General features: G+C 35.4%; 30 protein-coding genes and 1 pseudogene. 27 read left to right on the top strand and 4 right to left on the bottom strand.

Annotated elements, in window-relative coordinates; translation table 11 throughout:
* Positions 1 to 11: 11 nt before the first annotated feature.
* From CYTFE_RS27360 to CYTFE_RS0119450, 7 genes are all read left to right on the top strand, one after another.
* A complete protein-coding gene (locus CYTFE_RS27360; protein WP_052343314.1) occupies positions 12 to 1,034 on the top strand; it encodes an integrase core domain-containing protein in 1,023 nt (340 codons plus the stop codon).
* A gap of 188 nt (positions 1,035 to 1,222) precedes the next feature.
* On the top strand, positions 1,223 to 1,984 hold the full coding sequence (istB, locus tag CYTFE_RS0119475; RefSeq protein ID WP_027473182.1) for an IS21-like element helper ATPase IstB: 762 nt from the start codon (positions 1,223 to 1,225) through the stop codon (positions 1,982 to 1,984).
* Positions 1,985 to 2,785: 801 nt separating this feature from the next.
* The gene (locus CYTFE_RS0119465; RefSeq protein ID WP_044262933.1) at positions 2,786 to 3,373 is read left to right on the top strand and encodes a hypothetical protein; all 588 of its coding nucleotides are present in this window, start codon (positions 2,786 to 2,788) and stop codon (positions 3,371 to 3,373) included.
* An 11-nt stretch (positions 3,374 to 3,384) separates the two neighbouring features.
* Positions 3,385 to 3,843: a hypothetical protein gene (locus tag CYTFE_RS0119460; protein WP_027473179.1), complete on the top strand. Its 459-nt coding sequence runs from the start codon at positions 3,385 to 3,387 to the stop codon at positions 3,841 to 3,843.
* Positions 3,840 to 4,022 carry a hypothetical protein gene (locus CYTFE_RS30155; RefSeq protein WP_152541912.1) on the top strand — a complete coding sequence of 61 codons (183 nt, stop codon included), beginning with the start codon at positions 3,840 to 3,842 and terminating at the stop codon, positions 4,020 to 4,022. Before CYTFE_RS0119460 ends, CYTFE_RS30155 begins: the two co-directional genes overlap by 4 nt.
* Positions 4,023 to 4,033: 11 nt before the next feature.
* Positions 4,034 to 4,315 carry a hypothetical protein gene (locus CYTFE_RS0119455; RefSeq protein ID WP_154665702.1) on the top strand — a complete coding sequence of 94 codons (282 nt, stop codon included), beginning with the start codon at positions 4,034 to 4,036 and terminating at the stop codon, positions 4,313 to 4,315.
* Between the two features lie 10 nt (positions 4,316 to 4,325).
* Positions 4,326 to 4,718: a hypothetical protein gene (locus CYTFE_RS0119450; RefSeq protein ID WP_027473177.1), complete on the top strand. Its 393-nt coding sequence runs from the start codon at positions 4,326 to 4,328 to the stop codon at positions 4,716 to 4,718.
* A gap of 133 nt (positions 4,719 to 4,851) precedes the next feature.
* Here CYTFE_RS0119450 and CYTFE_RS32050 read toward each other — a convergent pair.
* Positions 4,852 to 5,022 (bottom strand): annotated as a pseudogene (locus CYTFE_RS32050) (hypothetical protein); the annotation flags it as partial.
* A 74-nt stretch (positions 5,023 to 5,096) separates the two neighbouring features.
* Here CYTFE_RS32050 and CYTFE_RS32045 point away from each other — a divergent pair.
* From CYTFE_RS32045 to CYTFE_RS0119435, 3 genes are all read left to right on the top strand, one after another.
* Positions 5,097 to 5,252: a transposase gene (locus CYTFE_RS32045; RefSeq protein ID WP_081785572.1), complete on the top strand. Its 156-nt coding sequence runs from the start codon at positions 5,097 to 5,099 to the stop codon at positions 5,250 to 5,252.
* A 122-nt stretch (positions 5,253 to 5,374) separates the two neighbouring features.
* Positions 5,375 to 5,746: a hypothetical protein gene (locus CYTFE_RS0119445; RefSeq protein WP_044262930.1), complete on the top strand. Its 372-nt coding sequence runs from the start codon at positions 5,375 to 5,377 to the stop codon at positions 5,744 to 5,746.
* Between the two features lie 176 nt (positions 5,747 to 5,922).
* Positions 5,923 to 6,363 carry a hypothetical protein gene (locus CYTFE_RS0119435; RefSeq protein WP_027473174.1) on the top strand — a complete coding sequence of 147 codons (441 nt, stop codon included), beginning with the start codon at positions 5,923 to 5,925 and terminating at the stop codon, positions 6,361 to 6,363.
* 875 nt (positions 6,364 to 7,238) lie between these two features.
* Here the strand turns inward: CYTFE_RS0119435 and CYTFE_RS0119425 are convergent.
* A complete protein-coding gene (locus CYTFE_RS0119425; RefSeq protein ID WP_027473172.1) occupies positions 7,239 to 7,583 on the bottom strand; it encodes a helix-turn-helix domain-containing protein in 345 nt (114 codons plus the stop codon).
* Positions 7,584 to 7,752: 169 nt separating this feature from the next.
* Between CYTFE_RS0119425 and CYTFE_RS31585 the strand changes: the two genes are divergently transcribed.
* From CYTFE_RS31585 to CYTFE_RS0119365, 11 genes are all read left to right on the top strand, one after another.
* Positions 7,753 to 7,875 (top strand): hypothetical protein, encoded by a 123-nt coding sequence (locus CYTFE_RS31585; protein WP_262505211.1) that lies wholly within the window; start codon positions 7,753 to 7,755, stop codon positions 7,873 to 7,875.
* Between the two features lie 285 nt (positions 7,876 to 8,160).
* Complete coding sequence (locus tag CYTFE_RS30910; protein WP_027473171.1) at positions 8,161 to 8,412, top strand: hypothetical protein; 252 nt, start codon at positions 8,161 to 8,163, stop codon at positions 8,410 to 8,412.
* Between the two features lie 726 nt (positions 8,413 to 9,138).
* On the top strand, positions 9,139 to 9,726 hold the full coding sequence (locus CYTFE_RS29030; protein WP_052343313.1) for a L,D-transpeptidase family protein: 588 nt from the start codon (positions 9,139 to 9,141) through the stop codon (positions 9,724 to 9,726).
* Entirely contained in the window at positions 9,726 to 10,103 is a 378-nt protein-coding gene (locus CYTFE_RS0119410; protein WP_027473170.1) for a hypothetical protein, read from the top strand. The genes CYTFE_RS29030 and CYTFE_RS0119410 overlap by 1 nt, the downstream gene beginning before the upstream one ends.
* Positions 10,104 to 10,644: 541 nt before the next feature.
* Entirely contained in the window at positions 10,645 to 11,190 is a 546-nt protein-coding gene (locus CYTFE_RS0119405; protein WP_027473169.1) for a hypothetical protein, read from the top strand.
* A gap of 246 nt (positions 11,191 to 11,436) precedes the next feature.
* A complete protein-coding gene (locus tag CYTFE_RS0119395) occupies positions 11,437 to 11,673 on the top strand; it encodes a hypothetical protein (RefSeq protein WP_027473168.1) in 237 nt (78 codons plus the stop codon).
* A 205-nt stretch (positions 11,674 to 11,878) separates the two neighbouring features.
* Entirely contained in the window at positions 11,879 to 12,244 is a 366-nt protein-coding gene (locus CYTFE_RS27350; protein ID WP_044262926.1) for a hypothetical protein, read from the top strand.
* Positions 12,189 to 12,644 carry a hypothetical protein gene (locus tag CYTFE_RS0119380; RefSeq protein ID WP_152541819.1) on the top strand — a complete coding sequence of 152 codons (456 nt, stop codon included), beginning with the start codon at positions 12,189 to 12,191 and terminating at the stop codon, positions 12,642 to 12,644. The genes CYTFE_RS27350 and CYTFE_RS0119380 overlap by 56 nt, the downstream gene beginning before the upstream one ends.
* Positions 12,645 to 12,755: 111 nt before the next feature.
* A complete protein-coding gene (locus tag CYTFE_RS0119375) occupies positions 12,756 to 13,139 on the top strand; it encodes a hypothetical protein (RefSeq protein ID WP_027473165.1) in 384 nt (127 codons plus the stop codon).
* A 443-nt stretch (positions 13,140 to 13,582) separates the two neighbouring features.
* On the top strand, positions 13,583 to 14,464 hold the full coding sequence (locus CYTFE_RS27345) for a toxin-antitoxin system YwqK family antitoxin (RefSeq protein ID WP_044262923.1): 882 nt from the start codon (positions 13,583 to 13,585) through the stop codon (positions 14,462 to 14,464).
* A 436-nt stretch (positions 14,465 to 14,900) separates the two neighbouring features.
* Positions 14,901 to 15,593: a LipL32 family surface lipoprotein gene (locus tag CYTFE_RS0119365; RefSeq protein WP_200871386.1), complete on the top strand. Its 693-nt coding sequence runs from the start codon at positions 14,901 to 14,903 to the stop codon at positions 15,591 to 15,593.
* Positions 15,594 to 15,661: 68 nt separating this feature from the next.
* On the opposite strand, the gene CYTFE_RS0119360 is transcribed toward CYTFE_RS0119365, so the two are convergent.
* On the bottom strand, positions 15,662 to 17,215 hold the full coding sequence (locus CYTFE_RS0119360; protein ID WP_027473163.1) for a glycine--tRNA ligase: 1,554 nt from the start codon (positions 17,213 to 17,215) through the stop codon (positions 15,662 to 15,664).
* Between the two features lie 313 nt (positions 17,216 to 17,528).
* Here CYTFE_RS0119360 and nadB point away from each other — a divergent pair, with 313 nt between their 5' ends.
* The 5 genes from nadB to CYTFE_RS27340 all read left to right on the top strand — a co-directional run bounded on the left by nadB (position 17,529) and on the right by CYTFE_RS27340 (position 23,056).
* Positions 17,529 to 19,103 carry an L-aspartate oxidase gene (nadB, locus tag CYTFE_RS0119355; RefSeq protein WP_027473162.1) on the top strand — a complete coding sequence of 525 codons (1,575 nt, stop codon included), beginning with the start codon at positions 17,529 to 17,531 and terminating at the stop codon, positions 19,101 to 19,103.
* A 255-nt stretch (positions 19,104 to 19,358) separates the two neighbouring features.
* On the top strand, positions 19,359 to 20,621 hold the full coding sequence (locus CYTFE_RS0119350) for a glycosyltransferase (protein ID WP_027473161.1): 1,263 nt from the start codon (positions 19,359 to 19,361) through the stop codon (positions 20,619 to 20,621).
* Positions 20,622 to 20,624: 3 nt separating this feature from the next.
* The gene (locus CYTFE_RS0119345; protein WP_027473160.1) at positions 20,625 to 21,374 is read left to right on the top strand and encodes a glycosyltransferase family 2 protein; all 750 of its coding nucleotides are present in this window, start codon (positions 20,625 to 20,627) and stop codon (positions 21,372 to 21,374) included.
* A 295-nt stretch (positions 21,375 to 21,669) separates the two neighbouring features.
* The gene (locus CYTFE_RS0119340) at positions 21,670 to 22,044 is read left to right on the top strand and encodes a DUF4890 domain-containing protein (RefSeq protein ID WP_027473159.1); all 375 of its coding nucleotides are present in this window, start codon (positions 21,670 to 21,672) and stop codon (positions 22,042 to 22,044) included.
* A 325-nt stretch (positions 22,045 to 22,369) separates the two neighbouring features.
* Positions 22,370 to 23,056: an FkbM family methyltransferase gene (locus CYTFE_RS27340; RefSeq protein WP_052343312.1), complete on the top strand. Its 687-nt coding sequence runs from the start codon at positions 22,370 to 22,372 to the stop codon at positions 23,054 to 23,056.
* Positions 23,057 to 23,167: 111 nt separating this feature from the next.
* Here CYTFE_RS27340 and CYTFE_RS31580 read toward each other — a convergent pair whose 3' ends face one another.
* Positions 23,168 to 23,290, bottom strand: coding sequence for a hypothetical protein (locus CYTFE_RS31580; protein ID WP_262505069.1), 123 nt, complete (start codon positions 23,288 to 23,290; stop codon positions 23,168 to 23,170).
* Here CYTFE_RS31580 and CYTFE_RS0119325 point away from each other — a divergent pair.
* Positions 23,282 to 24,241: an AEC family transporter gene (locus tag CYTFE_RS0119325; RefSeq protein WP_027473158.1), complete on the top strand. Its 960-nt coding sequence runs from the start codon at positions 23,282 to 23,284 to the stop codon at positions 24,239 to 24,241. The two genes, CYTFE_RS31580 and CYTFE_RS0119325, sit on opposite strands and share 9 nt — an antisense overlap.
* Positions 24,242 to 24,439 lie beyond the last annotated feature (198 nt).

Genomic DNA, 24,439 nt, shown 5'->3' with positions numbered 1-24,439 from the left:
TCGCCTTGTTGATGAAAGAGGTTTGCTCTATAACGCAAAAACCATATCCAAAGCGACTTATATTTAAGGTAGTGGGTTATAGTAGTAGCACATGGTATGAGAAACCAGTGGCAAAAACAGGTAAACGAGGTAGAAAACCCCTTCATAGTGATGAGACCGTCTTGCATGAGATCAAGGTTGAAATTCAGAATAGTGTATTTAAATCTGAAGGCTATTTCAAGGTTAAAAAGCGCATGCAAAGAAGGCCTAACAATGCCATTAGGGCTGGGAAAGAGCGAGTGAATAAGCTTATGCGTGAGAATGATTTACTGAGTCCAAACAGGAGATCCAGAAGTACTAAGAAGAACGATCATAAGGGGCGCATTATAACTGACAAACCAAATATAATGTGGGCCACTGATGGCAAAAAGTTCTGGATTAATGGAAGTGGGTGGCACTGGTTTTTCGGTGTTATTGACCATTTTAATGACGAAATATTGGCATGGCATATAGCAAAGATTGGTAACCGTTTTGCGGCTATGGAGCCAGTACGTTCTGCTATTCGGAAACAATTTGGCTCCGTTAATAGAGATGTTTGCAGAGGTATGGAGCTGCAGTTACGTAGTGATCACGGTTCACAATATGACTCTGCAGACTTTATGAATGAGATGAAGTTTCTTGGCCTAGGAATGTCGAAGGCGTATGTGAGGTCGCCGGAATGCAATGGCATAATTGAGCGGTTTCACCGTACCCTGGAGGAAGAGCTTCTACAGATCAAGCCTTTTAATTCTATTGAGGAAGCTCAACGGGAAATAGCTGAATTTATTGACAATTACAATACACATTGGATATTACACAGGTTGAACCATTACTCCCCGATGGAGTATAAACGAATGTATATAGAAGCGCTGAAGAACGCCCAGTCCGATACTTCGGGTAATATTGAGCCAGAGGGCCAGTTTGTCCTCCTTTTGAGTGGTTCGATACCACGAAAAAAGGATCAAACACAAAAAATAAGCAAAGGGGTAAACCTTGCGAAAATACCCCTTTCGTAGATCCTTCGGTATAACAAATCACCGTCGGACCAGTTTGTCCGACACAAAAATAGAAAAAACTAAAAAAGTGCTCGGTTTTTAGAGGCCAATACAGTATAGAAACCGGCAATCTGAATAAGCAACAAAATGCTGATATGCAACCTCAGAAAAGTGATATCAATGAATATGAATCAATAATGAATTAGAAAATGAAGCTATTAGATCAAATTAAAAACTATGCCGATATTTTACGGCTAACAAAGATGAAAAACGAACCAGAAGCAGTGCTTCATCAGGCACAGATAGATAAACCATCTTATCAGGAATTTGCATTACAGCTCTTGCAAAGAGAGGTGCAGCACAGAAAGAAAACAGATCTTGACAGGAGAATGAAATTAGCCCGATTACCCAAAGATCACAACCTGGACAAGTATGACTTTAACATGGCAAATGGTATGACTGTGCCTCAACTGAAACAATTACGGGAATTATTATGGATGGAACAAAATTATAACCTGATACTAATGGGCCCCTCAGGAACAGGAAAAACGTATGTGGCGGCAGGACTGATTAACGATGCTGTAAAATCTGGTCATAAAGCTTACTTTATCACAATGGAGGAACTAATAACGGTGTTAAAAATGAAAGAAATGATATCTGGTGCGCTTAACACTTATAATCGTCTTTTAAAGGCTCATTTAGTGGCTATAGACGATATAATGCTTTTTCCTATTAAGAAACATGAAGCAGTTGCATTTTTCAACCTGATAAATCATCTGCACGAACAAACGTCTGTAATAATCACAACAAACAAATCCCCTCAGCAATGGGCAGAAATGCTCGATGATGAAGTCTTGGCAACTGCTTTGTTAGATAGATTATTGTTTAAATGTGAAGTTGTAAAACTCGAAGGTAAAAGTTACAGAATGGAAAACAGAAAAACAATCTTCGAGCAGCAATCAACCCTCTGATTGCCTCGGTCGCTAAGCTCCCTCAACAATCAGAGGGTTGATTAATATATTTTTTATTGTAGAATGATGGTTTACTGTTACGAAAAATTGATGGTTTTAAATTTGCTATTTTCACCTTTGAAAGTTTAACCTTCCCGAGTAAAAAGAACATATATAGAAATTTAAGGAGCAAGATATATGTCATATAAGTTAGAAACATTACTCTCAATTAGATAACAGAAGTACCAATGCTGCAGCAGAATCTTTCAATACAATAGTAATGGATTTCAGAAGGCAATTCAGAGGTGTTGTTGATCTAAAGTTCTTCTTGTTCAGATTAACAAAAACATTGTAATTAATAGCTTACAATATTGCCAGAGAAAAAAGGTAGGGGAATTTAGGCATGGTGCATAATGACTAATCACTTACACTTGATTTTCCGAAGTCCTGTAAATCAAAAGCCTGCGTTATTGCTGGGTAACTTTAAAAGTTTTACCTCTAAAAATAAAAAAATACTATTTTTGTAAACCTAATAAACAGCCTCCATATTAAAAATAAGATAAATAGTGGCTGCAAGAAAACGACTATTTTTTCTGTCTTTGATAAGAAAGCTTCAAAGACAAGGCTTTCGATATTTTTGAAACCAAGGAGTTTACTGATTGTAAATGACTGTTTCAAAAATGAGAATAACGCAGTATTTGGAGTTTTCTTGCAAAGACTAAATAGGGACTGAAGGGGCGGAGCTGTGCCAATATAGTAAAGCTCAAAAATACAATGCATTTTTAATATATCCCTCTCCCACTCCGCCACGTTCCTCCCGGCATGGATCAATTTATTATAGGGTGGATGCAATGTATCGACAGCTCTGAGGAAATCATAAAAATGAGTTATGGAGATAAAGAGACAGTTGCTGTGGAGGAAGGGAAAGAGGCCCAATCAGGAGGGGATACATGCCCTAATTGTATAGACACATCTACAGTAGAACGGAATATTCCACTTATTGGTGGGCGAGCTACTTATGCAGGAGGAGATAACCCCATGACATTATCTGGAAAATACTCATATTCTTATGTTCCTACAATGTTGACAGATTATCCTGCCATAGATCATGATAGGCGGTATGATAATTTAGGAACCGTGGGTTTTATGGGTTTACTAATGGATACAAGAGCAATTGGAGCAGATTGGAAATTTGTTAATAAAGAATGGAGTATGGCTGTAAATCCTTATATGGATCCAGTAACAAGAATTAATGCTGGACTATTGGGTTTTGGTTTAGGCTTAATAGCATTACCTAAAACAATTATTCAATATGCACAGCCGAATGGAACAGGTCACGGAAATGTTATGATGTGGTACTATATCAGCAATACTGGTGTCACCAATACGCCAAGTATTCATAATCATTAAAATTGTATGGTATGAAAAAAAATTTATATATAGAATTTATTGCAATGTGCGCTTTTGTTTTCGGATGCGTTGGTTGTAACCTTGCACCAGGAAGTTATCCTTATGCTGAAATATATAATTTAAATACAAATGAGAATAATCTGATTTCTGCAATTAAAAAGTTTAAGACTGCAAATCCTGAATACAAGGTTCCTTCTATAGTTGGATTGATTGATGGACGAAGTTCGGATGTGGCTGATCATTGGTATCACGTTTACTTTTATAATAAGGCAGATAATGAGATTATTTATACTTGGATTCGTCAATTAAATAAGGAAGAGGTTTCTTTTGCTTTCGTTTCTATTAATAAGGGTCTAGAGCTTGGAAACTGGAATAGAGTTAACAAGGACTACCAGAAAAAAGAAAACAAGCAAAAAATTAAAAAGTTTGAGGAACAAATATTAGATGAAATAAAACGGTTTTTAGAATGATAGTCCAGTTGCCCAATCGCAAGGGGAGTTTGCACCATCTTCGGCATATACACTTAGAGGTAACGATGTTGGATGGAGTGAGTTGTGGTCTGAATTTAAAAGTGGTACTGGACCAGAACGAAGTCTTTTTAGAAATGACCATCCTATGGTACAAGACCTTAGAAATTCATGGATTGTAACAGAGGCACGTATGAAGTTTCTTTCATTGGGAGGTGAAAAGCCTTTAAAACGGTGGGATGCACCTTTTGGAATCCCAGGTATAGGATTTTCATATTCCATGACAGAGCAATTTATAGGCGGAGCAAGGGTTACTATTATTCCTGCAGGTGGTGGATATTATTATCAAGTTGATGATACTAAGAATAGAAATTCATTGATTTTGCATTTGCCAGTAGAGAATCCCAATAGGGTGCCAGGGCAAACAGTGCCGTATGGAACTACCTATCAAAGATATATTTGGTTTGAGCAATAAAAAATACTACATGAAATATTTAATTGATAATATAAGGATGAATACAATATATAGTTTGGTTTTATTATTTAGCATGGCTTGCTCAAATAATAATGTCGGAATACATCAACTATACGGTACATATGGATATAATAAAGAGAATTATATAGATACTATCCAATTGTTGAAGGATAGTAGTTACATACATACGCATCAAACAACAAAAGGGACTATATATAGAAATGAAGGAACTTGGAAGTTTGATTCTAAACTAAGAGAGGTTGTTTTTGATGATTTTATTTTTTACAATGAACAAGGTGGTGATGTGCCAGGTTTTTGGATTCCGAAAGTTAAAAATATAGAAAATGAAATAAGGTTGATATATGCCTCAGAAGAAAATCTATATTATAGAAAACTGAAATAAGATTAAAGTAAAGGAAGCCCGAGCAATCGGGCTTTTTACTTTTATAGCGCAGCAATATTTTTATTAAAGAAGTCTTTAAACTTTTTTTTGTTAAGAAAGTATCAATCATTTTAAAGACCATGTTTTTTTCTTCCTAGTCGAGTTCCTGAATAAGCTTTATTTGCTCAACCGTAGTTTTATCCTCAATGCTTATCTCTTTGGGAATATCTTCGCCTAAGTGAACCAGTTCGTCAAGTATAATATTAAAAAACGCAGCAATTTTATCAAGAGCAGCAACGGAAATCTCACGTTGCCCATTTTCTAGTTTGTAGTAGTAGAGTGCTTAAATGTATTAAGCAGAAACGAATACAAAAACATTGTAATTAATAGCTTACAATATTGCTAGAGAAAAAAGGTATGGAAATTTATATATGGTGCATAATGACTAATCACTTACACTTGATTTTCCGAAGTCCTGTAAATCAAAAGCCTGCGTTATTGCTGGGTAACTTTAAAAGTTTTACCTCTAAAAATAAAAAAATACTATTTTTGTAAACTTAGCCAGCAGCCTCCATTTTTAAAAACAAAATAAATCGGGACTGAAAGGGCGGAGCTGTGCAATATAGTAAAGCTCAAAAATACAATGCGTAACCAGCATAGCCTTCACCCCACCCCATATGGATATTTCTGTACCACTCCGCTACGTCCCTCCTGGCATGGATCAATTTATTATAGGGTGGATGCAATGTATCGACAGCTCTGAGGAAATCATAAAAATGAGTTATGGAGATAAAGAGCCGGTTGGTGTGGAGGTAGGGGAAGGTGCTACATCGGACGGGGGTAACATATATAATCCCGCAGAAAATGGAATGACAGTCTATAGTGCTGATGAAATGTTTAGAGATGAACAAGGAATGAAGCGAAACAACCCTCTGTCGCCTAGTAATTTTGATACTTTTGAAGCATATGAAAGAGCAATAAACAACACTCCTGAGATGAAAAAAAATGCGAGTGCAACACGCATTAAATTATTTAAAGGTGGAAGTTAATATAGCCAGAAAAGAAAGAAATCAGATGGTTTTGAACAAAACTATCGATGCAACAGGAGCCCTTATTTATGGCGGTTTTGAATTTGCGATAGATAGGTTTACTGGGTTGTTATTTTTTCTACCTCCAGGCCCTCCTATATATCAAGGCCCGTTGCGTCCACAAGAAATACATTAGTATGATTATTATCCTAAAACAGAAAGGAACTTCTCAAGACGCAAATGGGGTTTGTGAAAACATCCAAAGAGCATTAAAAATAAAAGGTTATGAGTTGTATTCAAAGACGTCAAGTCATGTTTATTATTCTAAAATTATATCAGGAGTAGGTTCGTTTGGTTGGGATTATTTTTTTAAGAAAGTTTCTGTTTTAAATCAGGGAAATATCAGAATTGAGAAAGAATGTGCGCATATACTAATATATGCACACATTTCTTCGATTAAGGGTTTGTTATTTTATGGTATTGCATTGACTTTAGTATCGCTTTTATTTTGCTTCATGCTAGATTTATCGTTTATAGGTGCGTCTTTTTTCTTAGCCCTAATGTTATTTATTCTAATAATAATACGTTATTGTGTTGCAAGTTTTTTTGTAAAATCACTTATAGAAAAAGACAAGTGACTTTTTACCTACTAACTAGCCCTTATTAATATTCCAATTAATGCAGGAAGGTTAATTAAAAAGTGGAATATGATTGCATATAAAATACCTAGTTTAATACGAATGTACCCCAATGAGATACTTAGTACTATAAAAGGTAGCATTAATATAGGTAGAAATAGATAATGCTCATTGCTCATAGTTAATGTTTGCATATGCACAATTGCAAAAAATAATGTCATAGAATAAAAAATTATTGGATGGTTTTTAATCCATATTTTCTCAAAGTCAAATTTTATTCTATTTAGCATTATAAAGAGTGGAAGTGCAAAAATGACAGGGTAACCATATGTCATAATGCTATATATAAATACTGAGCTTATAGCAAGAAGGTAACTATTGAAGATTTGAGTTATAAAATATCCGATAATTAAGGATAGTGAAATTATAATGAACTTTCTATTGTATTTCGTCAATAATAGTCGGAACATAAATTCTTCAAATACTGGGCCACATATCATTGCTATCAAAACATAAATATAGGTGTTGTTTTTGCTCGTGAATTCAGGAACTTTTGAGATTTCTTGAGAATATTCTCCAAATACATCTAGTATTATAAAAAGCTCAATAAATATCCCAGATAAAAATATTAAACCTAAAGTAATTAGATATAATTTAATTAACTCTTTAATCTTCTGAGGAACACTTTGGTCGCATGAATTATAGTTGGGATGCTTTAAAAAGTAAATGTAACTTTTAACTGTGGTTTGTCTCATCAATTGTTGTGAATTTAAGCCTGTGTATCCATGAAATAATCATTGAGGAAATAAAATACAAAAGTTACAATTATAAAGTTGGGGCTCTTTGTATCATATCGTAAAATTACATACTATTATTTATAACGCAGCAATATTTTTAAGCTTCACAGATTTAATAAACCCGTCCAAGACTTTAAGAATAATACCTCTATCCTCATTATCCATCTTCTCAATTTCATGGAGGCGTTTAAGCATCTCAGGGTCTTTTAAAATATTTTCCTCGTCAGTCTCTCCCAATAAATAACCTACGGTTGTACTAACCAGTTTTGCTATTTTTTTGGCAGCTTCAATGCTTGGCTGCATCTCATCACGCTCATATTTACCTATTACAGAATAATAAGTATTAAGAAGCTTTGCCAGTTCCTTTTGTGAAAGTCCTTTGGCTTCCCTGCATTCTCTAGGTTTTTTACCAAATATTGACATGATGCATATCTTTTTAGGTATCTAATCACTCTATAACTACAAAGTATTACGTAAATATAGATACTCTAAAAGGTAAATAAAAATACTAAAAACGTTGCTCTCGGTATTTTATAATACATCTTTGTCCCGAATAAGGTATCTGAAACTTCTTTCAATAAATTTTTATAGCATGGAAATCCAAGAAATAAAGCAGCGATTAAGCATCGAAACAGTACTAAAACACTACGATTTACAAGCCATCCGAAACAACATGCTTAAATGTCCATTCCATGAAGAAAAAAACCAAGCCTAAAAATATATTAAATTCTTTTGGTTGCAAAGCCAATGGCGATACAATAAAGTTTATCAATTAAAAGAAAAATGTAGCAAATACGAGGCTTTAAAGAAAGCAACGGAATTAATTAACCCAATTGAATCAGCAGCGCATCAAGTCCAAGCACCACCAGAATCACTAAACCGAAACGGATAAAATAAAATTGTTTTTAGAAAGAGGCTATAACTCGGATCACGCACAAAAGTTGGGTCTGATAAAAAAAGTATTTATTTAGCTATTAAATAGAAACGGATAAAATAAATTGTGAAAGAAGAATTATCATCGGAGCTACTGGCTCTATTTTTACCAGAAGGAATATTAGATTATTTTCAACTAATGAGTAATTCTCATTTAAATACCCAACCCAATATAACGACCGCAGGGTTGGCCAGAACAATAGCCCCGGGGCCGGCGTTGGCGAGAGGCTACAACCCGGAAAATGCATTAGAAAATCTATTACACGTTGAAATGGCTTCAAAAGAAGTCACTTCGTTACTTTTCTTCAACTCACCATAGCTGGTGCTATGCCTCGTCTCAGAAAAGCCTTCTTTTATTGCCATTTCAACGCTCATAACGAAGTTCTAATACATCATCCGGGTTTCTGGGCGCACTTGAGGTGGTAGTGCGCTGGACGGAAAGGGAAGTTGATGTAGGGCTGATAGCGATCTATTGTTCTAGACCTTTTTGGTTCTTTTTATGGCAATGATAATTCGGCGAAGCCTGATCATGAGGGCCTTTGAAAGTTTAACCTCCCCGAGTAAAAAGAACATATATAGAAATTTAAGGAGCAAGATATATGTCATATAAGTTAGAAACATTGCTCTCAATTAGATAACAGAAGTACCAATGCTGCAGCAGAATCTTTCAATACAATAGTAATGGATTTCAGAAGGCAATTCAGAGGTGTTGTTGATCTAAAGTTCTTCTTGTTCAGATTAACAAAAACATTGTAATTAATAGCTTACAATATTGCCAGAGAAAAAAGGTAGGGGAATTTTAATCCCTTACACTTGATTTTCCGAAGTCCTGTAAATCAAAAGCCTGCGTTATTGCTGGGTAACTTTAAAAGTTTTACCTCTAAAAATAAAAAAATACTATTTTTGTAAACCTAGTAAACAGCCTCCATTTTAAAAACAAGATAAATAGGGACTGAAAGGGCGGAGCTATGCGATTATCTTAAAGTTCAAAAATACAAAGCATTTTTAATATATCCCTCTCCCACTCCGCTACGTCCCTCCTGGCATGGATCAATTTATTATAGGGTGGATGCAATGTATCGACAGCTCTGAGGAAATCATAAAATTGAGTTATGGAGATAAAAAAGTTGTAGAGGGGGAAGAAGAGGAAGGTGCCAGATTGCAAGGGGGTAAGTTTCCAACATTAACTTTTGATGGAAATCAATTGACAATTTACCATAACGGAAATGAGACATATAGCACTAAGGCATATTCAGGGAGACCATTGGAAGATGGGACATTTGATTATTCTGTAGCTCGCCAAAAAATGGAAAAAATTGGTCCAATTCCAGAGGGAACGTACTTTATTAATGGTAGTAAAATACAAACGATGTCAACACTTGATGGACTTATAGGATTAGCTCAGGTTGGAGGTTGGCCAGGAGGATCTTTTGCATGGGGAGAACAAAGGGCTTGGATTACTCCTTTGACTAAAATCAATACCGACGGAAGAGGTGGTTTCTCTATACATGGAGGCTATGAACTAGGTAGTGCAGGGTGTATTGATTTAGTTGGGAATGTCGTACCGTTCTTCAATAATTTACAAAGTACGCCAGGAGGAAATGGTATGATAATGTTAAAAGTCAGGTATTAATGAGAAGAATAGTTAAGATAAAAATCATTGTAGGAATATTACTAGCCCTTTTTGTAGGGCTAGTAATATTAGCAGATATAGTCTCCCTGAGTAAAAATACCACTGATTATTTAAATGTTTACCAGATTGCAGAAGATGCACCTCATTGGATGTTTAGGAGTGTGTCTTGTTATGTTGGATGGAGTCTGTTGAAAATAGGTATGATAATTACTTATCTAATATTTTCAATATTAGCCTTAATTAAAAAACAGAAAAGACTAATTAAAGGATTGTTAATCTTTGAACTAATAGTTTTAATATGGGTAATAAGATATTTGTACCTTTTTTATGCTTCAGGTTTTGACCATTATCCTGGTTTTGACCCTTATATCTTTTGATGTTGGCAATAATTACATGTTTAATTTCGTTTCTACTTCGTTACCTATTCTAGGTATTAGTTTTATAAAAAAATATTATTACATAAAGGATATCCTATTACGTATTTTCGAACAAGTATTATAGAGGTAGTAAGATTTAGGAAATTTATAAATGAAAAATATATCTATCGAGTCCTTTATTACACAGCAAAGTTCGTTCTTTGGCTTGTGTTGGTTGAAGTACTTTTTCTCTTTTTGTTTATTGTAAGTAGTGTATGATTTTTATTTTTCTAATCTCACCATATCATTAAATGCAATAATGCCTTCAGTGTATACCTCTGGCTAAGTCATAGTAAATAAGCCTTCATACTGTTAAAAAATCTTTGAATAGCGATCCTGAAAGATTTTTGTATTTATATGTAGCAATATTAAAAAATTAATAAAGTTAAATAATAAACATTTTAGACTCATCAGGTGGAGGTTTGTCTTCTGCTTTAACCATTGCACCGGAAGAAATAAATTTAAACGGCATCAGTTTTGATAACCATTGGGCTGAATAACTATGGCAAATTACACACAAAACTACATTACCGCTGAAGAATTTACCACTTTACAAAATCACGATAAAATGTATCAAGGTTTTATTGAAGGAGTAGGCTATGCCTATATCGATTATTTTGTCATTGCACCTGTTCATTTATATGGCAATGGGTCTCCTTATGTCCCGCCAGGCATGGATATGTTTATTCAAGGTATTGCCCAAATAATAGACACCTCTGAAGAGGCTGTTGTCATGAGTTATGGAGATAAAAAAGTTGTGGAGGGGGAAGTGGATGTAAAAAATGAGACAAATAAAAGGGCTAGTAAACCAGTAACCGATGATTGGCCTCCTTATAACCCTGGAGAAATACGTCCTTATGAACCAAATATTTTTGACCAATTTTTAGAATCAAGTATAGGACAGACTTTTATAGGTAAAATCATCTATGGTGTAGTTGATGATTTTTATGTGACAATACAATGTCTAACTATAGGACATGCTTCAGCTTCACATTTGAATAATGCATTAACCATCGGTGACGAGACAATTACTTCAGGTATTTATTAATACAATATCCAATCTAATTCCTTTTTCTAAGGGAGCTAGTACATTATGAACACCTAGCAAGGCTTTAAATGCAGGCACATTTAATAAATTATTTAAAGGTACAGGTGTCAATTCAGCAAAATTTGGAGGTCTACAGATTCGTTCTTACAATGGAGTCATAAAGGAAGCATCTTCATTTAATGCAACCTGGGATATGATTGCTCCTAGTACATTGTTGTTTTATAGTAATGATTAAAATTTGCAAATATGATTTATGGTGCGATATTATTTAGATTTTTTGGTGTAATAACAAAATGGACTATACTAAATATTTATTTATTTTTTAAAAAAAAGAAAACCATCTCTTTTAAATCACTATGGAACGGTAGAGATCCTCAAAATGATGATTTATTATATCGAACTTCAGGTGAATTTGGTGACATTTTAATAGGAGCAGCAGCAATTCTTTTGATGATAGGTATTATTAAATGGATGGGACTATAAGATAGTATAACTTTCGCTCCGCCACACATGCGTATCTTTGAACCTCCCCGCTTCGTCCCACCAGGCATGGATCAATATATTAATATAAGGGTGCAGTGTTTGAATAATTCACGAGAGGCAGTTGCTCGTAGCTATAACATCACCCCTGATGATATTATGAACAAAATAACCTCTGACAATGGCGATGGAACAATTACCATAAATAGTGGCTGCAAGAAAAACTACTGTTTTTTCTGTCTTTGATAAGAAAGCTTCAAAGACAAGGCTTTCGATATTTTTGAAACCAAGGAGTTTACTGATTTTAAATGACTGTTTTAAAAATGAGAATAACGCAGTATTTGGAGTTTTCTTAGAAAGACTAAATATGGGAAATGGGCAGTACATGACCCTTCCACAAAATAATAGTTCCATAAACATTACGATTAACGATAACGCTGAAGAAGCAACCCTTGTAGTAAGTGCTAAAAATAATCTCGCCCAAGAAACAAGGGAAACAAGAACTAAATTAGTAAATTTTGCCCGTTGTATTTGGAAATATCGGCGGATTAAATCAAAATTTAAAATTGATTAACTCTGAAAGGAATGCCCAATCGCAAGGCGATGGACTTGGGACTATCCCTGGAAATGCCATAGGGCCGCCATTAATTGATTTCGCTGGAAATGTATTAGAAGGCAAACACAATGCAGCCCTTGCTGAAAATCTTGATGATTTATTGCCGTATAGCATAGATATAAACACAGGCAAAACAACTTGGGTTAATCCAAAATATATGAAGAATAAAAAGCTAACTATACGAGGTGGGAATATGCTAATATTCTTGTATAATGAATTTGGAACAGTTGGAGACCTTAGAAGTGGTGCAATAAGTACAGACCAATTTTGGACAAATACAGGTATCAATGGTTTAGGTTCAATAAGTCCTCAATATGGGGGGAATGTTTCTATATATGGAAGTTCTGGATTATTCTAAAAATGCTTGGAACCAATATAACAGCAAACCAAATGCGTTAAGGCAGTTTTATAATAATATGAATTCATCATTTGATGATTGGCGGAGAAGTATGAACGGAGGGTTTTAAAAATGAAAATATACGATTATATATTTTATAAGGTTTATCAGATACTAAGCGCTTTTGATGAATCGCCATGTTTTATAACAGTAATAGTTTTATGTTGGTTATTTTTATTCAACAGCTTTACTGTTATTGATTATGTAATACAAAATGAAAAATTATCAGCTTTTTTTACTAAGCCAATCACAATTTCTTATGGCGTTTTTTTTACTGCCCTGCACTTCTTGTATTTTTATCATAAGGGGAGATATTTAAAAATTATTGAGAAGTTTCAAAGAGAAAGTAAGCACGCCTCAGCTATTGGTTTTATAAGTATTTCTTTATATATATTTTTAACAGTATGGATATTTGCTAAATATACTGTGCCTAATATGGCAGGGGTTCTAAAATAGATTAAATAAAAAAGCCCGATTGCTCAGGCTTTTTTATTATAGTGCAGCAATGTTTTTATTAAAGAAGTCTTTAAACTTCAATTTAGTTCTACTTTAACAGATTTAACTTTTTAAATAACAGAAATCTATGTCCCTTTGCCTTCTATTGTGTCGTTGTTGTAATTTCCACAACATCTCCGCTATCACACGATTGTGTCATATGATATAGAACATACTAAACTAGCATAAAAACAGAAGGATTTTACTTTGTCAGTTTTACTATAGTGGAGTGGTTAAATGTATTTACCCTAAACGAATACAAAAATATTGTAATTAATAGCTTACAATATTGCCAGACAGAAAAATTTAATCATATGAAACGAGCCATGAGAGTGATCTCTCACACAGGTGAATGATTATCACGGCGAGTTCCATATGACCATTAAGAAACAAATTGTAAACATATGAAAACACAAAATTTAATCATTGCATTTTTATTTATTAGCTTGTATAGCTTAGCGCAAGAAACTTCACTTGAAATACAAGAAATTTCAGTCATTAATTATGGCGACAATCGCCTTCTATACCGAGAATTAAACGAGAACAAAACACCATTGGAAGGAAAACACCGAATTATTGATGGATATAATTCAGCGTACATTATCGCCTCTTTTAAAAATGGCATGTACCACGGCAATTACCAATACTTCAAAAACAACACACTTCGAGATTCTGCCAATTATGTGAACGGTTATAGAGATGGACTATGCAAAAAATATGAATTTCAAGGCAGAATGATTTCATCCGGTGAATATACCAAAGGAAAACTCGATGGTTTATTCACAACCTATAATCAAAATGGTAAAATTGAAACCCAACAAGAATTTACTATGGGAATTGAAAATGGTTTTTTTCGTAGATACAACACTGAAACAGGTAAAATAAGTCAAGAAACATTTTACAAAGATGGTAAAGCAGATAGCATTTGGGTGCAACATTATTGGAACAGCGCAGGCAGCTACACCCAATACAGCCAATTTAAAAATGGAATACAAATTGGAAAATTCACTAGAATAGCTGATAATGACACATGTATCCTCAAGGGTTTTTATAGTGATGGCAAAAAAAATGGTTTATGGACTTACAAAAACGAAGATGGTACACTAAAGAAAGAAATATCTTATAAAAACGGTCAAAAGAATGGACCTTTCAAACTTTATTACAAAGACGGCACGCTAAAAAAAGAAGGCTATTACGAAAACAACCAAATAATTGACAAAACAGAATATAGACCCAACGGACGAAAAATAAAAAATAAAAAACTTCATATTGATTATAATAAATAATTTATATATTTGACAGCATAAATCGTTTTATTAATACGATTTATTCATATATCATCATTTTTACAATGTATTATATTTCATCATAAATATAATTACATTTACACAAATCCTACTTATTGACTGATTTATTCATGAATTGTCGTAATAAGAATCTAAAAAAGAAAAGACAGAGCGGAGCTTTTTCAGTTTACAGAAACAGTAAACTAAATTAAAACTAGAAACGAGCCATGAGAATTATTTCACACACAAGGGAAATGATTCATATTGGCGAGTTCCATATGATCCTTGCTTAATCATATGGAAAGTGATATTTGTTTTTTTAATAATTTAGATTCATCATAGACAATTTGTGAATAGATTAGGATAGTAGCAATGCATGGACAAAAGAAATGTGGAGCCCAGAATCCGCATTAACAAACACTATAAACAAATGAAAATGAAAAAAACTTTAACCATTTTAGGAATTACCTTGATCGCAGCCCTTACTTTAAGTAATGTATCGGCACAAAAATTAGGAAAATTTGGTAGCCTTACAACGAAAAAAGTGGGTCCCAAAACAGTGGCTGTACCATATACCGATGTTGTTACATACTTAGGTTTTGCTGCTCCAAACACCGAAGACGCAGTAGTAGATGGTAAGAAATTTTACTACATCTACCTATGGGTTCCTGCAGTAGCCCCCGAAATAGGTGTCAGAATGATGTCACCTGTAGGATCTACAAAGATAAAAAATGCCATAGAATCTAAAGGATACACTGAAAACAAAGATTCTAAAGACTATTTTGACACCTATATCACCATTGAAAAATCAAACATCTTAACAAAAGATAAAATCTCTGCAGAGGGTGTCAAAGATGCTAAATGGACAGTCTTAAGCAGAAATGATGATAGCAGTGAAATGCCAAAAAATCCGGCCGGAAGAAAATATAACTCATTATTAAGATATAAAAGTAAAGCCGGTGATCCATTGAAAGCTCTATCAGTTGGTCTATACCGAATTGGCTTTACCACCTATAAAAAAGGTGAAGTAAATGGTACATTTTTGGCTCAAGTAGCAACTCCTGTGGCCTTACCTGGTGTAGGAATCGCTAAAACAATCGATGAATTATTAACGCAGATAAATGAATAATATTTGCAGAATAATAGAATAAAAAAAGCAGCTCTGGGGCTGCTTTTTTATTATTCGTAGATTAACCACTAAACAAGCTGCTTAAATAAATTTTTCATACTTACCTTTTCTTCCAATATTTTTTCCAGATCAGCAATAGCCACCCGTTCTTGCTCCATCGTATCACGATAACGAATAGTTACTGTATGATCCTCTAATGTTTGATGATCCACGGTGATACAGAAAGGTGTTCCGATAGCATCCTGACGACGATAGCGTTTCCCGATGGAGTCTTTCTCATCGTATTGCAGATTATAATCAAATTTCAAGGTATTCACAATCTCACGCGCTTTTTCGGGCAAACCATCCTTTTTTAGTAAAGGCAACACAGCCATTTTTACAGGAGCCAAAGCTGCTGGCAATTTTAGCATCACACGTGTTTCCTTCCTGCCCTTTGCATCCTCCACCTCATCTTCGGTATATGCACCGGCCATGATACTCAAAAACATACGATCCACGCCAATGGATGTCTCCACCACATAAGGAACATAGTTTTTGTTTAATTCAGGATCGAAATACTGTAACTTTTTACCTGAATGCTCCTGATGTTGGCTCAAATCAAAATCGGTACGCGAGTGAATACCCTCTACCTCTTTAAATCCAAATGGCATACGGTATTCAATATCTGTAGCTGCATTGGCATAATGCGCCAATTTTTCATGATCGTGGTAACGGTACTTCTCATCTCCCATACCCAACGACTTATGCCATTTCATACGGAAGTCTTTCCAATACTCAAACCATTTCATCTCTTCGCCAGGACGTACAAAAAACTGCATCTCCATCTGTTCAAACTCACGCATGCGGAAAATAAACTGACGCGCTACGATTTCATTACGAAAAGCTTTTCCAATCTGCGCAATACCAAAAGGAATCTTCATCCGTCCGGTTTTCTGCACATTCAAGAAGTTGACAAAGATACCTTGAGCCGTTTCCGGACGCAGATAAATCGTATTAGCACCATCAGCTGTCGATCCCATTTCAGTGGCAAACATCAAGTTAAACTGACGCACATCCGTCCAGTTTTTAGTTCCTGAAATAGGACATACCACATCATAATCAATAATAATCTGTTTTAAATCTTCCAGATCATTATCATTTAAGGCCTTGGCAAAACGTGTATGGATGGTATTAATCTTTTCCTGATTAGCCAAAACACGTGGGTTCGTACTCTTAAACTGCGCCTCATCAAAAGATTCCCCAAACCGTTTCTTTGCTTTGGTTACTTCTTTTTCTATTTTGCCTTCAATCTTTTGTATTAAGTCCTCAATCAATACATCAGCTCGATAGCGTTTCTTGCTATCCTTATTGTCAATCAAGGGATCATTAAAAGCGTCAACATGTCCTGAAGCCTTCCAAGTGGTAGGGTGCATAAAAATGGCAGAATCCAGTCCTACCACATTTTCATTGAGCTTAACCATGGCATCGTACCAGTACTTTTTTATGTTGTTTTTTAGTTCAACACCCAACTGGCCGTAATCATACACTGCTCCCAACCCATCGTAGATCTCACTTGATTGAAACACAAACCCGTACTCTTTGCAGTGGGCCACTAATTTTTTAAAAACATCTTCCTGAGCCATATTAAATAGATGATTAATTTATAGAAATGGAGCGAACCAATATCTCGCCTAGCACATTAATTAGCTGACAAGAAAAGAACATTATGCTGACTTACCCCGAATCTGTATTTATTATTATATTTTATTTTTAATTATCACCGTTTCTAAACCATTCAAATTCGGTGTTTTGCTAATTATTTCATGCAAAAATAACCCAAAATTCTTTTTTTCCGAATTAATTCGGATATAGGATTATTGAAATAGCTATATTTGTTTTCGTATTGATTAACATTTGTGTCCCCAAAAGACACTAGGAGAGCAAAAACATATTAGGATGAGAAAGAAAGTGGACTTTCTGGTAATAGGTTCCGGAATAGCAGGCTTAAGCTTTGCCTTAAAAGTAGCACCTTACGGTAAAGTATTAGTCATTAGCAAAACTAAACTAGAAGAAACAAACACCACATACGCTCAAGGCGGCATTGCTGCTGTTACGTATAAACCGGACGATTTTAAAAAACATATTGACGACACCATGATAGCGGGCGATCAGCTCTCTAACCCAGACGCCGTTAGAATGGTTGTTGAAAATGCACCTGAACAAATTAAGCAACTAATCAATTGGGGCACAGGCTTTGACAAGACACAAGAAGGAAAATACGACTTACACAAAGAAGGTGGTCATTCCGAATTTCGTATTCTTCACCACCTCGACAACACCGGCTTTGAAATTCAACGCGCCTTAATTGAACAGGCCAAAACACATGAAAACATTGAGTTTGCTGAAGACATCTATGCCGTTGACATTATTACTCAACACCAATTAGGCGAAATAACCTACCGCTGGCGTACCGATGTAGAATGTTATGGCGCCTACGTACTCAATGAAAAAACAGGCAAAGTAGACACCATACTATCTAAAATAACAATGATGGCAACCGGTGGTATCGGTAACATATACCAAACTACTACCAATCCAACAATTGCTACCGGCGATGGCATTGCCATGGTATACCGGGCAAAAGGCATCATCGAGAACATGGAGTTTGTGCAGTTTCACCCCACCTCCTTGTATAATCCCAAAGAACGTCCTTCCTTTCTTATTACAGAAGCCATGCGTGGTTACGGCGCTATTTTAAAAAGAAAAGATGGCGTTGCCTTTATGAATAAATACGACGCTAGAGGCAATCTAGCACCCCGCGATATTGTAGCCCGCGCCATCGATAATGAAATGAAAAACACAGGAGAAGACTATGTTTACTTGGATGTGACCCACAAAAATGCAGAGGAAACAAAAAAACACTTCCCTACCATCTACCATAAATGTCTGGAACTTGGAGTGGATATTACCCAACAGATGATTCCGGTAGTTCCTGCAGCTCATTATCTGTGTGGCGGAATTAAAGTAGACCTAAAAGGCCGTAGCTCTATCGTTAACCTTTATGCAGCTGGAGAATGTTCTTCAACAGGTTTACATGGAGCAAACCGATTAGCAAGTAACTCTTTACTCGAAGCAATCGTATACGCCGATGTAGCCGCTAAAGATGCAGCTGAAGCAGTCAAGAAAATAAAGCATAAAACAAAAATACCTAGTTGGAACGACGAGGGAACAACCCACAACGAAGAAATGGTATTGATTACACAAACCAACAAAGAGGTGGAGCAAATCATGAGCAACTATGTTGGCATTGTTCGCTCCAACCTTCGACTAAAAAGAGCATTGGACAGACTGGAACTCATCTATCGAGAAACAGAGCGTCTTTTTGACGATTCCATTGTCACCAAAGATTTGTGTGAGCTGCGAAATAAAATAAACGTTGGCTACTTAATCATACGAATGGCCATGAAGCGTAAAGAAAGTAGAGGGCTACACTTCACGCTCGACCACAATAAATTAAGAACCAAAATATAAGCCAGAAACCTGATTCATAATAAAATTAGCTTTGTTACTAAATTTAATATATCATCCTAATTCAATGAACATAGCTACTTATTTAACCAAAAAGGAGAAGCCCTATTTAAGTCACACAGGAGAATGAAAAAAACTAACGATCAATATTTTACTGAAATTTAAACAGATAAAACCAACCACGAGCGCATTATTCTCACACGTATAAACCGTTATCTTGGTTCGTTTTATCTGATAAATGAAAAAAAATCTCACACTATGAAAGTTCTGATAATTAATAAATCGACCAGCAATGGAGGTGCGGCTGTCGCAGCCTACAGGCTGTTTAATGCCCTTAAAGAAAGCGGTACAGATGTAAAGATGTTGGTTGAAGAATCAAGCGAAGGATTCAATCAGGTTGAAAGCATTGCTCATTCGAAAAAAGAAAAAAAGAAGGCTTTCAGGAGATTTGTCAAGGAACGACTTTGTTTTTTACCCTATGAGAAAAATAAAAAAGTACGTTTTAAATTTTCGCCTGCCAGTTCAGGAATAGATATCAGCAAACACCCTTTGGTACAAGAAGCCGATATTATTCATCTACATTGGGTAAACCAAGGCTTTCTTTCGCTAAAATCATTAGAGAAATTGTTTAAATTAAATAAAAAGATAGTATGGACACTACATGATATGTGGCCTTTCACTGGAGGATGCCACTATGCCGGTGACTGCGAAAATTTCATGAACGGCTGCGGCAAATGCCAATTTCTACGAAATTCAGGTAAAAAAGATCTTTCTCACAGAATACTTCAACGGAAAAAGAAATTATGGAATACTACCCAGATGAATGCGGTTGGATGTAGCCAATGGATGGAAAAGGCAGCCAAGGACAGTACTCTATTGCAAAATCACCCTGTAATAAATATACCCAACCCTATCGACCCCTCTGTATTTTGTAGTTTAGATAAACAACAATGCCGCCAGGAATTTGATCTGCCACAAAAAAAGAAACTACTGCTATTTGGCGCTGCAAACATTAACGACCCCCGAAAAGGTTTCAAACAATTGATCCAAGCACTAGAATTTATGGATGTTAGACACCCTCACTTGGTAAAGGAGCTCGAATTAGTGACCTTTGGAGACTGCAAATCACAAGCAATCAATAAACTACCATATAAGTGGCATAAAATAGATTTCATATCCGATCAAAATAAAATAGCCAACCTGTACAATTGTGCAGATGCGTTTGCCTTACCCTCCATGGAGGATAATTTACCCAATACAGCCATGGAATCTCTGGCATGTGGAGTTCCTGTTGTTGCTTTTAACACTGGCGGTGTACCAGAAATGATCAAACACAAAGAAACAGGATACTTAGCCACTGCTAATAACTGTGATGACTTTGGCATGGGCATTTACCACTTATTATATGAGAACAATGCTGACTATATGAAATACGCAACAACAGCATTTGCCAAAGAAAAATATGCAAACAATACAGTGGCTAAACAATACAACGAATTATATACATCTCTGGTTAGTTAGCAAATGCGCTTTTATCCTAAAATATCTATTATCACCGTGGTGTACAATGGGCAAGATACCCTCGAAGCCACCATCAAAAGCATTGAAAAACAAAGTTATAAAAACATAGAATATATTGTTATCGACGGAGGATCAAAGGATTTAACACTTTCTCTTATTCAACAATATAAACATGTTATTACCCACTGGATCAGCGAACCTGATCAAGGCATTTACGATGCCATGAACAAAGGAATGAATATGGCCAGTGGTGACTATCTTTGGTTTATAAATTCAGGCGATGAAATATTCGATGTTACAACGCTTGAACACACAGTGGCATCTATGCCCAATGCCGATATTTATTATGGCGAAACGGTGATGATAGATCCCGATGGAAATACCATAGGCAATAGGAGACTAAAAACTCCTCATTCTCTCAACTGGAAAAGCTTAAAAAAAGGAATGTTGGTCAGTCACCAGTCGTTTATCGTAAAAAGAACACTGGTGACACATTACAACTTAAAATATCACTTTTCCGCCGATTTTGAATGGTGCCTATTGGCCATGAGAAAGGCCCAAACTATTTGTAACACACACTTGATACTTTCCCGCTTCCTCGACGGTGGGTACACCAAGCAAAACATCCTCCCTGGCTTAAGGGAACGATTCCTCATTATGGTGGAGCAATATGGCCTGGCTGCTACCTTGTATCATCACATTTTTATCACGCTAAAATTCCTACGCTACGTGTTAAAACACAAACGTTTTTAACATTCATCATTGCTGGAATGAAACAAGCCATAATAAAGCATCACTAATGCAGATAGTGAGCACTTTAGGTGCGCTCCCTGTGGTCTTTGAATGAAAAATAATAAACGCCTAAACATAGTATTTCATCGCACATACGCTTTGCTTAAAGATTTTGTATTTTATACGCTATGTGAATAGCCCACTTGAAGTCGCTTTTCACTTTTCTTCAAATTAGTGAGGGGTAATTTTTTTTCTGTCGTCTAAATTACAAAGCGATCATTGAAAAGTATATTATTCATTAAAAAATTTATCTATCATGAAGCAATTAATATTTAGTCTGATTGCAATACTTGCAATATCATTTTCGGTTGAAGCACAACGTCCTCAAAAAGGAAAAATGGGTACTCCCGAAGAAATGGCTCAAAAGCAAACCGAACGTATGAAAGAAAGCTTAAATCTAAGCGATGAACAAGAAGCAAAAGTTAAAAGCATCAACTTGGAATTTGCCGAAAAACAACAGGAACTAGTCAATAGTTCATCAGGTGACAGAACTGCAATGCGTGAAAGTATGAAGACAATACGAGAAGACAAAAAAGCAGCATTAAAAAAAGTATTAACTGATGAGCAATACAAAAAAATGGAAACCCAAGAAAAAGAAACAGGAGAACGTCGTGGACAAAGACGTAATTAAAACTAGTTTTTTAATTTGATTAACTCAAAAAAAACAGAACGTTTTTTTCGGATTTTTGATTTGTTAGTTGAGAAAGGCTGTCCCATAAAAGACAGCCTTTTTGCGGTAATTCACTATTTGTATTACAAAAAGAAATTCCTTCCACTCCTTCAATACATTATTCAATTGGCATAGCGATAGTTCACAAACATATTAAATAGTCTTTGCAAGAAAACTCCAAATACTGAAAAAACAGTCCTTTTCTTGCAGCCACTAAATAATAAAATTTCCATAACAGCCAACCATAAACTGCCAATAATTACTAGTTTTGTTAAAACTAATATTTATGAATTCAAAACTCACCCGACTCTACTATATCCTGAATGGAAAATTTAAGCATATCACCCAGAGTACTCACCTGAAAAAAACATGGTATGGAAACAAAGGTGGCGGGTTTTATGTGGCCCACCAATTCATAAATCAAAATTCGGTGGTATACTCCTTTGGCATTGGTGAAGATATATCCTTTGACAGATGTCTCATCGAGAACCATTCCTGTACTGTCTTTGCCTTTGACCCAACACCCAAATCAATAGCCTGGTGCAAAAACCAAGTTTTACCCACAACATTCTACCTGAAAGAATATGGTATTGCCTTAGAAACTGGTAAAATGCCATTTCATCTTCCCAAAAACAAAACATATATATCCGGAAGCCTGATCCTTAACAATGGCGTCTCCAGTCAAGATATACTTCATGTTCAAATGAAATCATTTATAGACATAGCTAATGAACTAGGTCATAAAAATATAGACCTACTAAAAATGGATATTGAAGGATCTGAATATGATGTCATAGATGGAATACTCAACTCAGATATTGAAATAAAACAAATAGTCGTTGAATTTCATGAGCGTTTCTTTCAGAATGGCAAACAAAAAACATGTGAGTTCATACAAAAAATGAAAAGCAAAGGATATCATATTTTTGGTATTTCTGATATATTTGAAGAAGTGTCCTTTGTGAAATTATAACAACCAATAAGATGAGCCCGGAACCGAACCATCAGTAAGGTTAAAAAAAACAAAGTCACAAAATAACTTTCTTAAAAAACAATAAAAAATTATTTTTTAAGAAAACATTTTTCATTGTCTATCTGACACTTGACTCTTAAACCCAACTCCCCATTCTACACGTCCACTGTCAGCACTGGCTTCCATTGCATATATTGTTTTACCTTTGCGTTCAAAATATAAATCATGTTTCAAGCCTTGTTTATAAATGTATTATCAGTATTTCTGATGATGATTCCCGGCTATCTGATCATTCGCAAAAATATTATATCAGAATCCGCTCTTAAAGCCTTAAGTCATATCATAATTAAAGTACTATACCCTTGTTTAATTTTTAGTTCCATCACCAAAAACTTTACCATAACAAAGGTACTAGAGTCATGGCAACTACCGGTTTCAATATTTGTATTTTGTATTATTGGTTACCTGGCCGGTTTACTATACCTGGGCTTCTTCAAATGTGACGACCTGCAAAGACGCAGAAGCATTCTGTTTCAAATGACCACTAACAACTACTCTTTTTTGCCCCTGGCTATCATTGCTAAGCTCTATGGCGAACAACAAATGGGCGCTTTAATCCTATCCACACTGGGCGCAGAACTGGCTGTATGGACCTTAGGTATCTCCATTTTAAATACCAACGGAGGCGGTTTTAAAACAAAAGACCTAAAGCATTTATTATCAGCCCCCATGGTAAGCATATATTTCTCTCTACTGATATTGATAGGTCTTCATATTTTCAATATGCCCTTTCAAAACTTACTGGATAAAAGTTTATTCTTAAACTATTCTCAAAAAACAATCTTTCAAATGGGGCAGGCCACAATACCTATCTCCATGATTATGGTAGGCGGCCGCATGGGATTAATGAAATTTAGCGATTTAAAAATTCTAGATTTATGGGGTGTAGCACTGTTCCGACTCATACTAATACCAATCATAGGCGTCATACTGCTTAAACAATTTTTCCCTGACCACCCTTTTCTCAACGTAATGCTCATCGTTGTAGTCATGCCAAACTCCATGGCAAGTCAGGTATTAGGAGAAATATACGGTGCAGACACCAAACTCTTCAGTGGAACCATCTTAATCACGCATCTACTATCTCTAATAAGTATTCCTCTATGGCTGTTACTATTGCTTTAACCCAATGAGACATAGCGTCAATATGGTGAATTGAATCGAGCCAGGGGGGGAGGGTAGATTCACACACGGAGAAAGAGAAATAATTTCGGCGAGTTCCACATGACTTTTGAAAGAAGTTAGCAGACTACTTGATTGGTAGTAATTTTAATGCGTAATAGCTTATCCGAATTAGCAGTATCCCAACGATCGCAGGTACGC

The organism is Saccharicrinis fermentans DSM 9555 = JCM 21142 (assembly GCF_000517085.1).
GTDB lineage: Bacteria > Bacteroidota > Bacteroidia > Bacteroidales > Marinilabiliaceae > Saccharicrinis > Saccharicrinis fermentans.
This window is presented reverse-complemented; position numbering and strand designations above follow the sequence as displayed.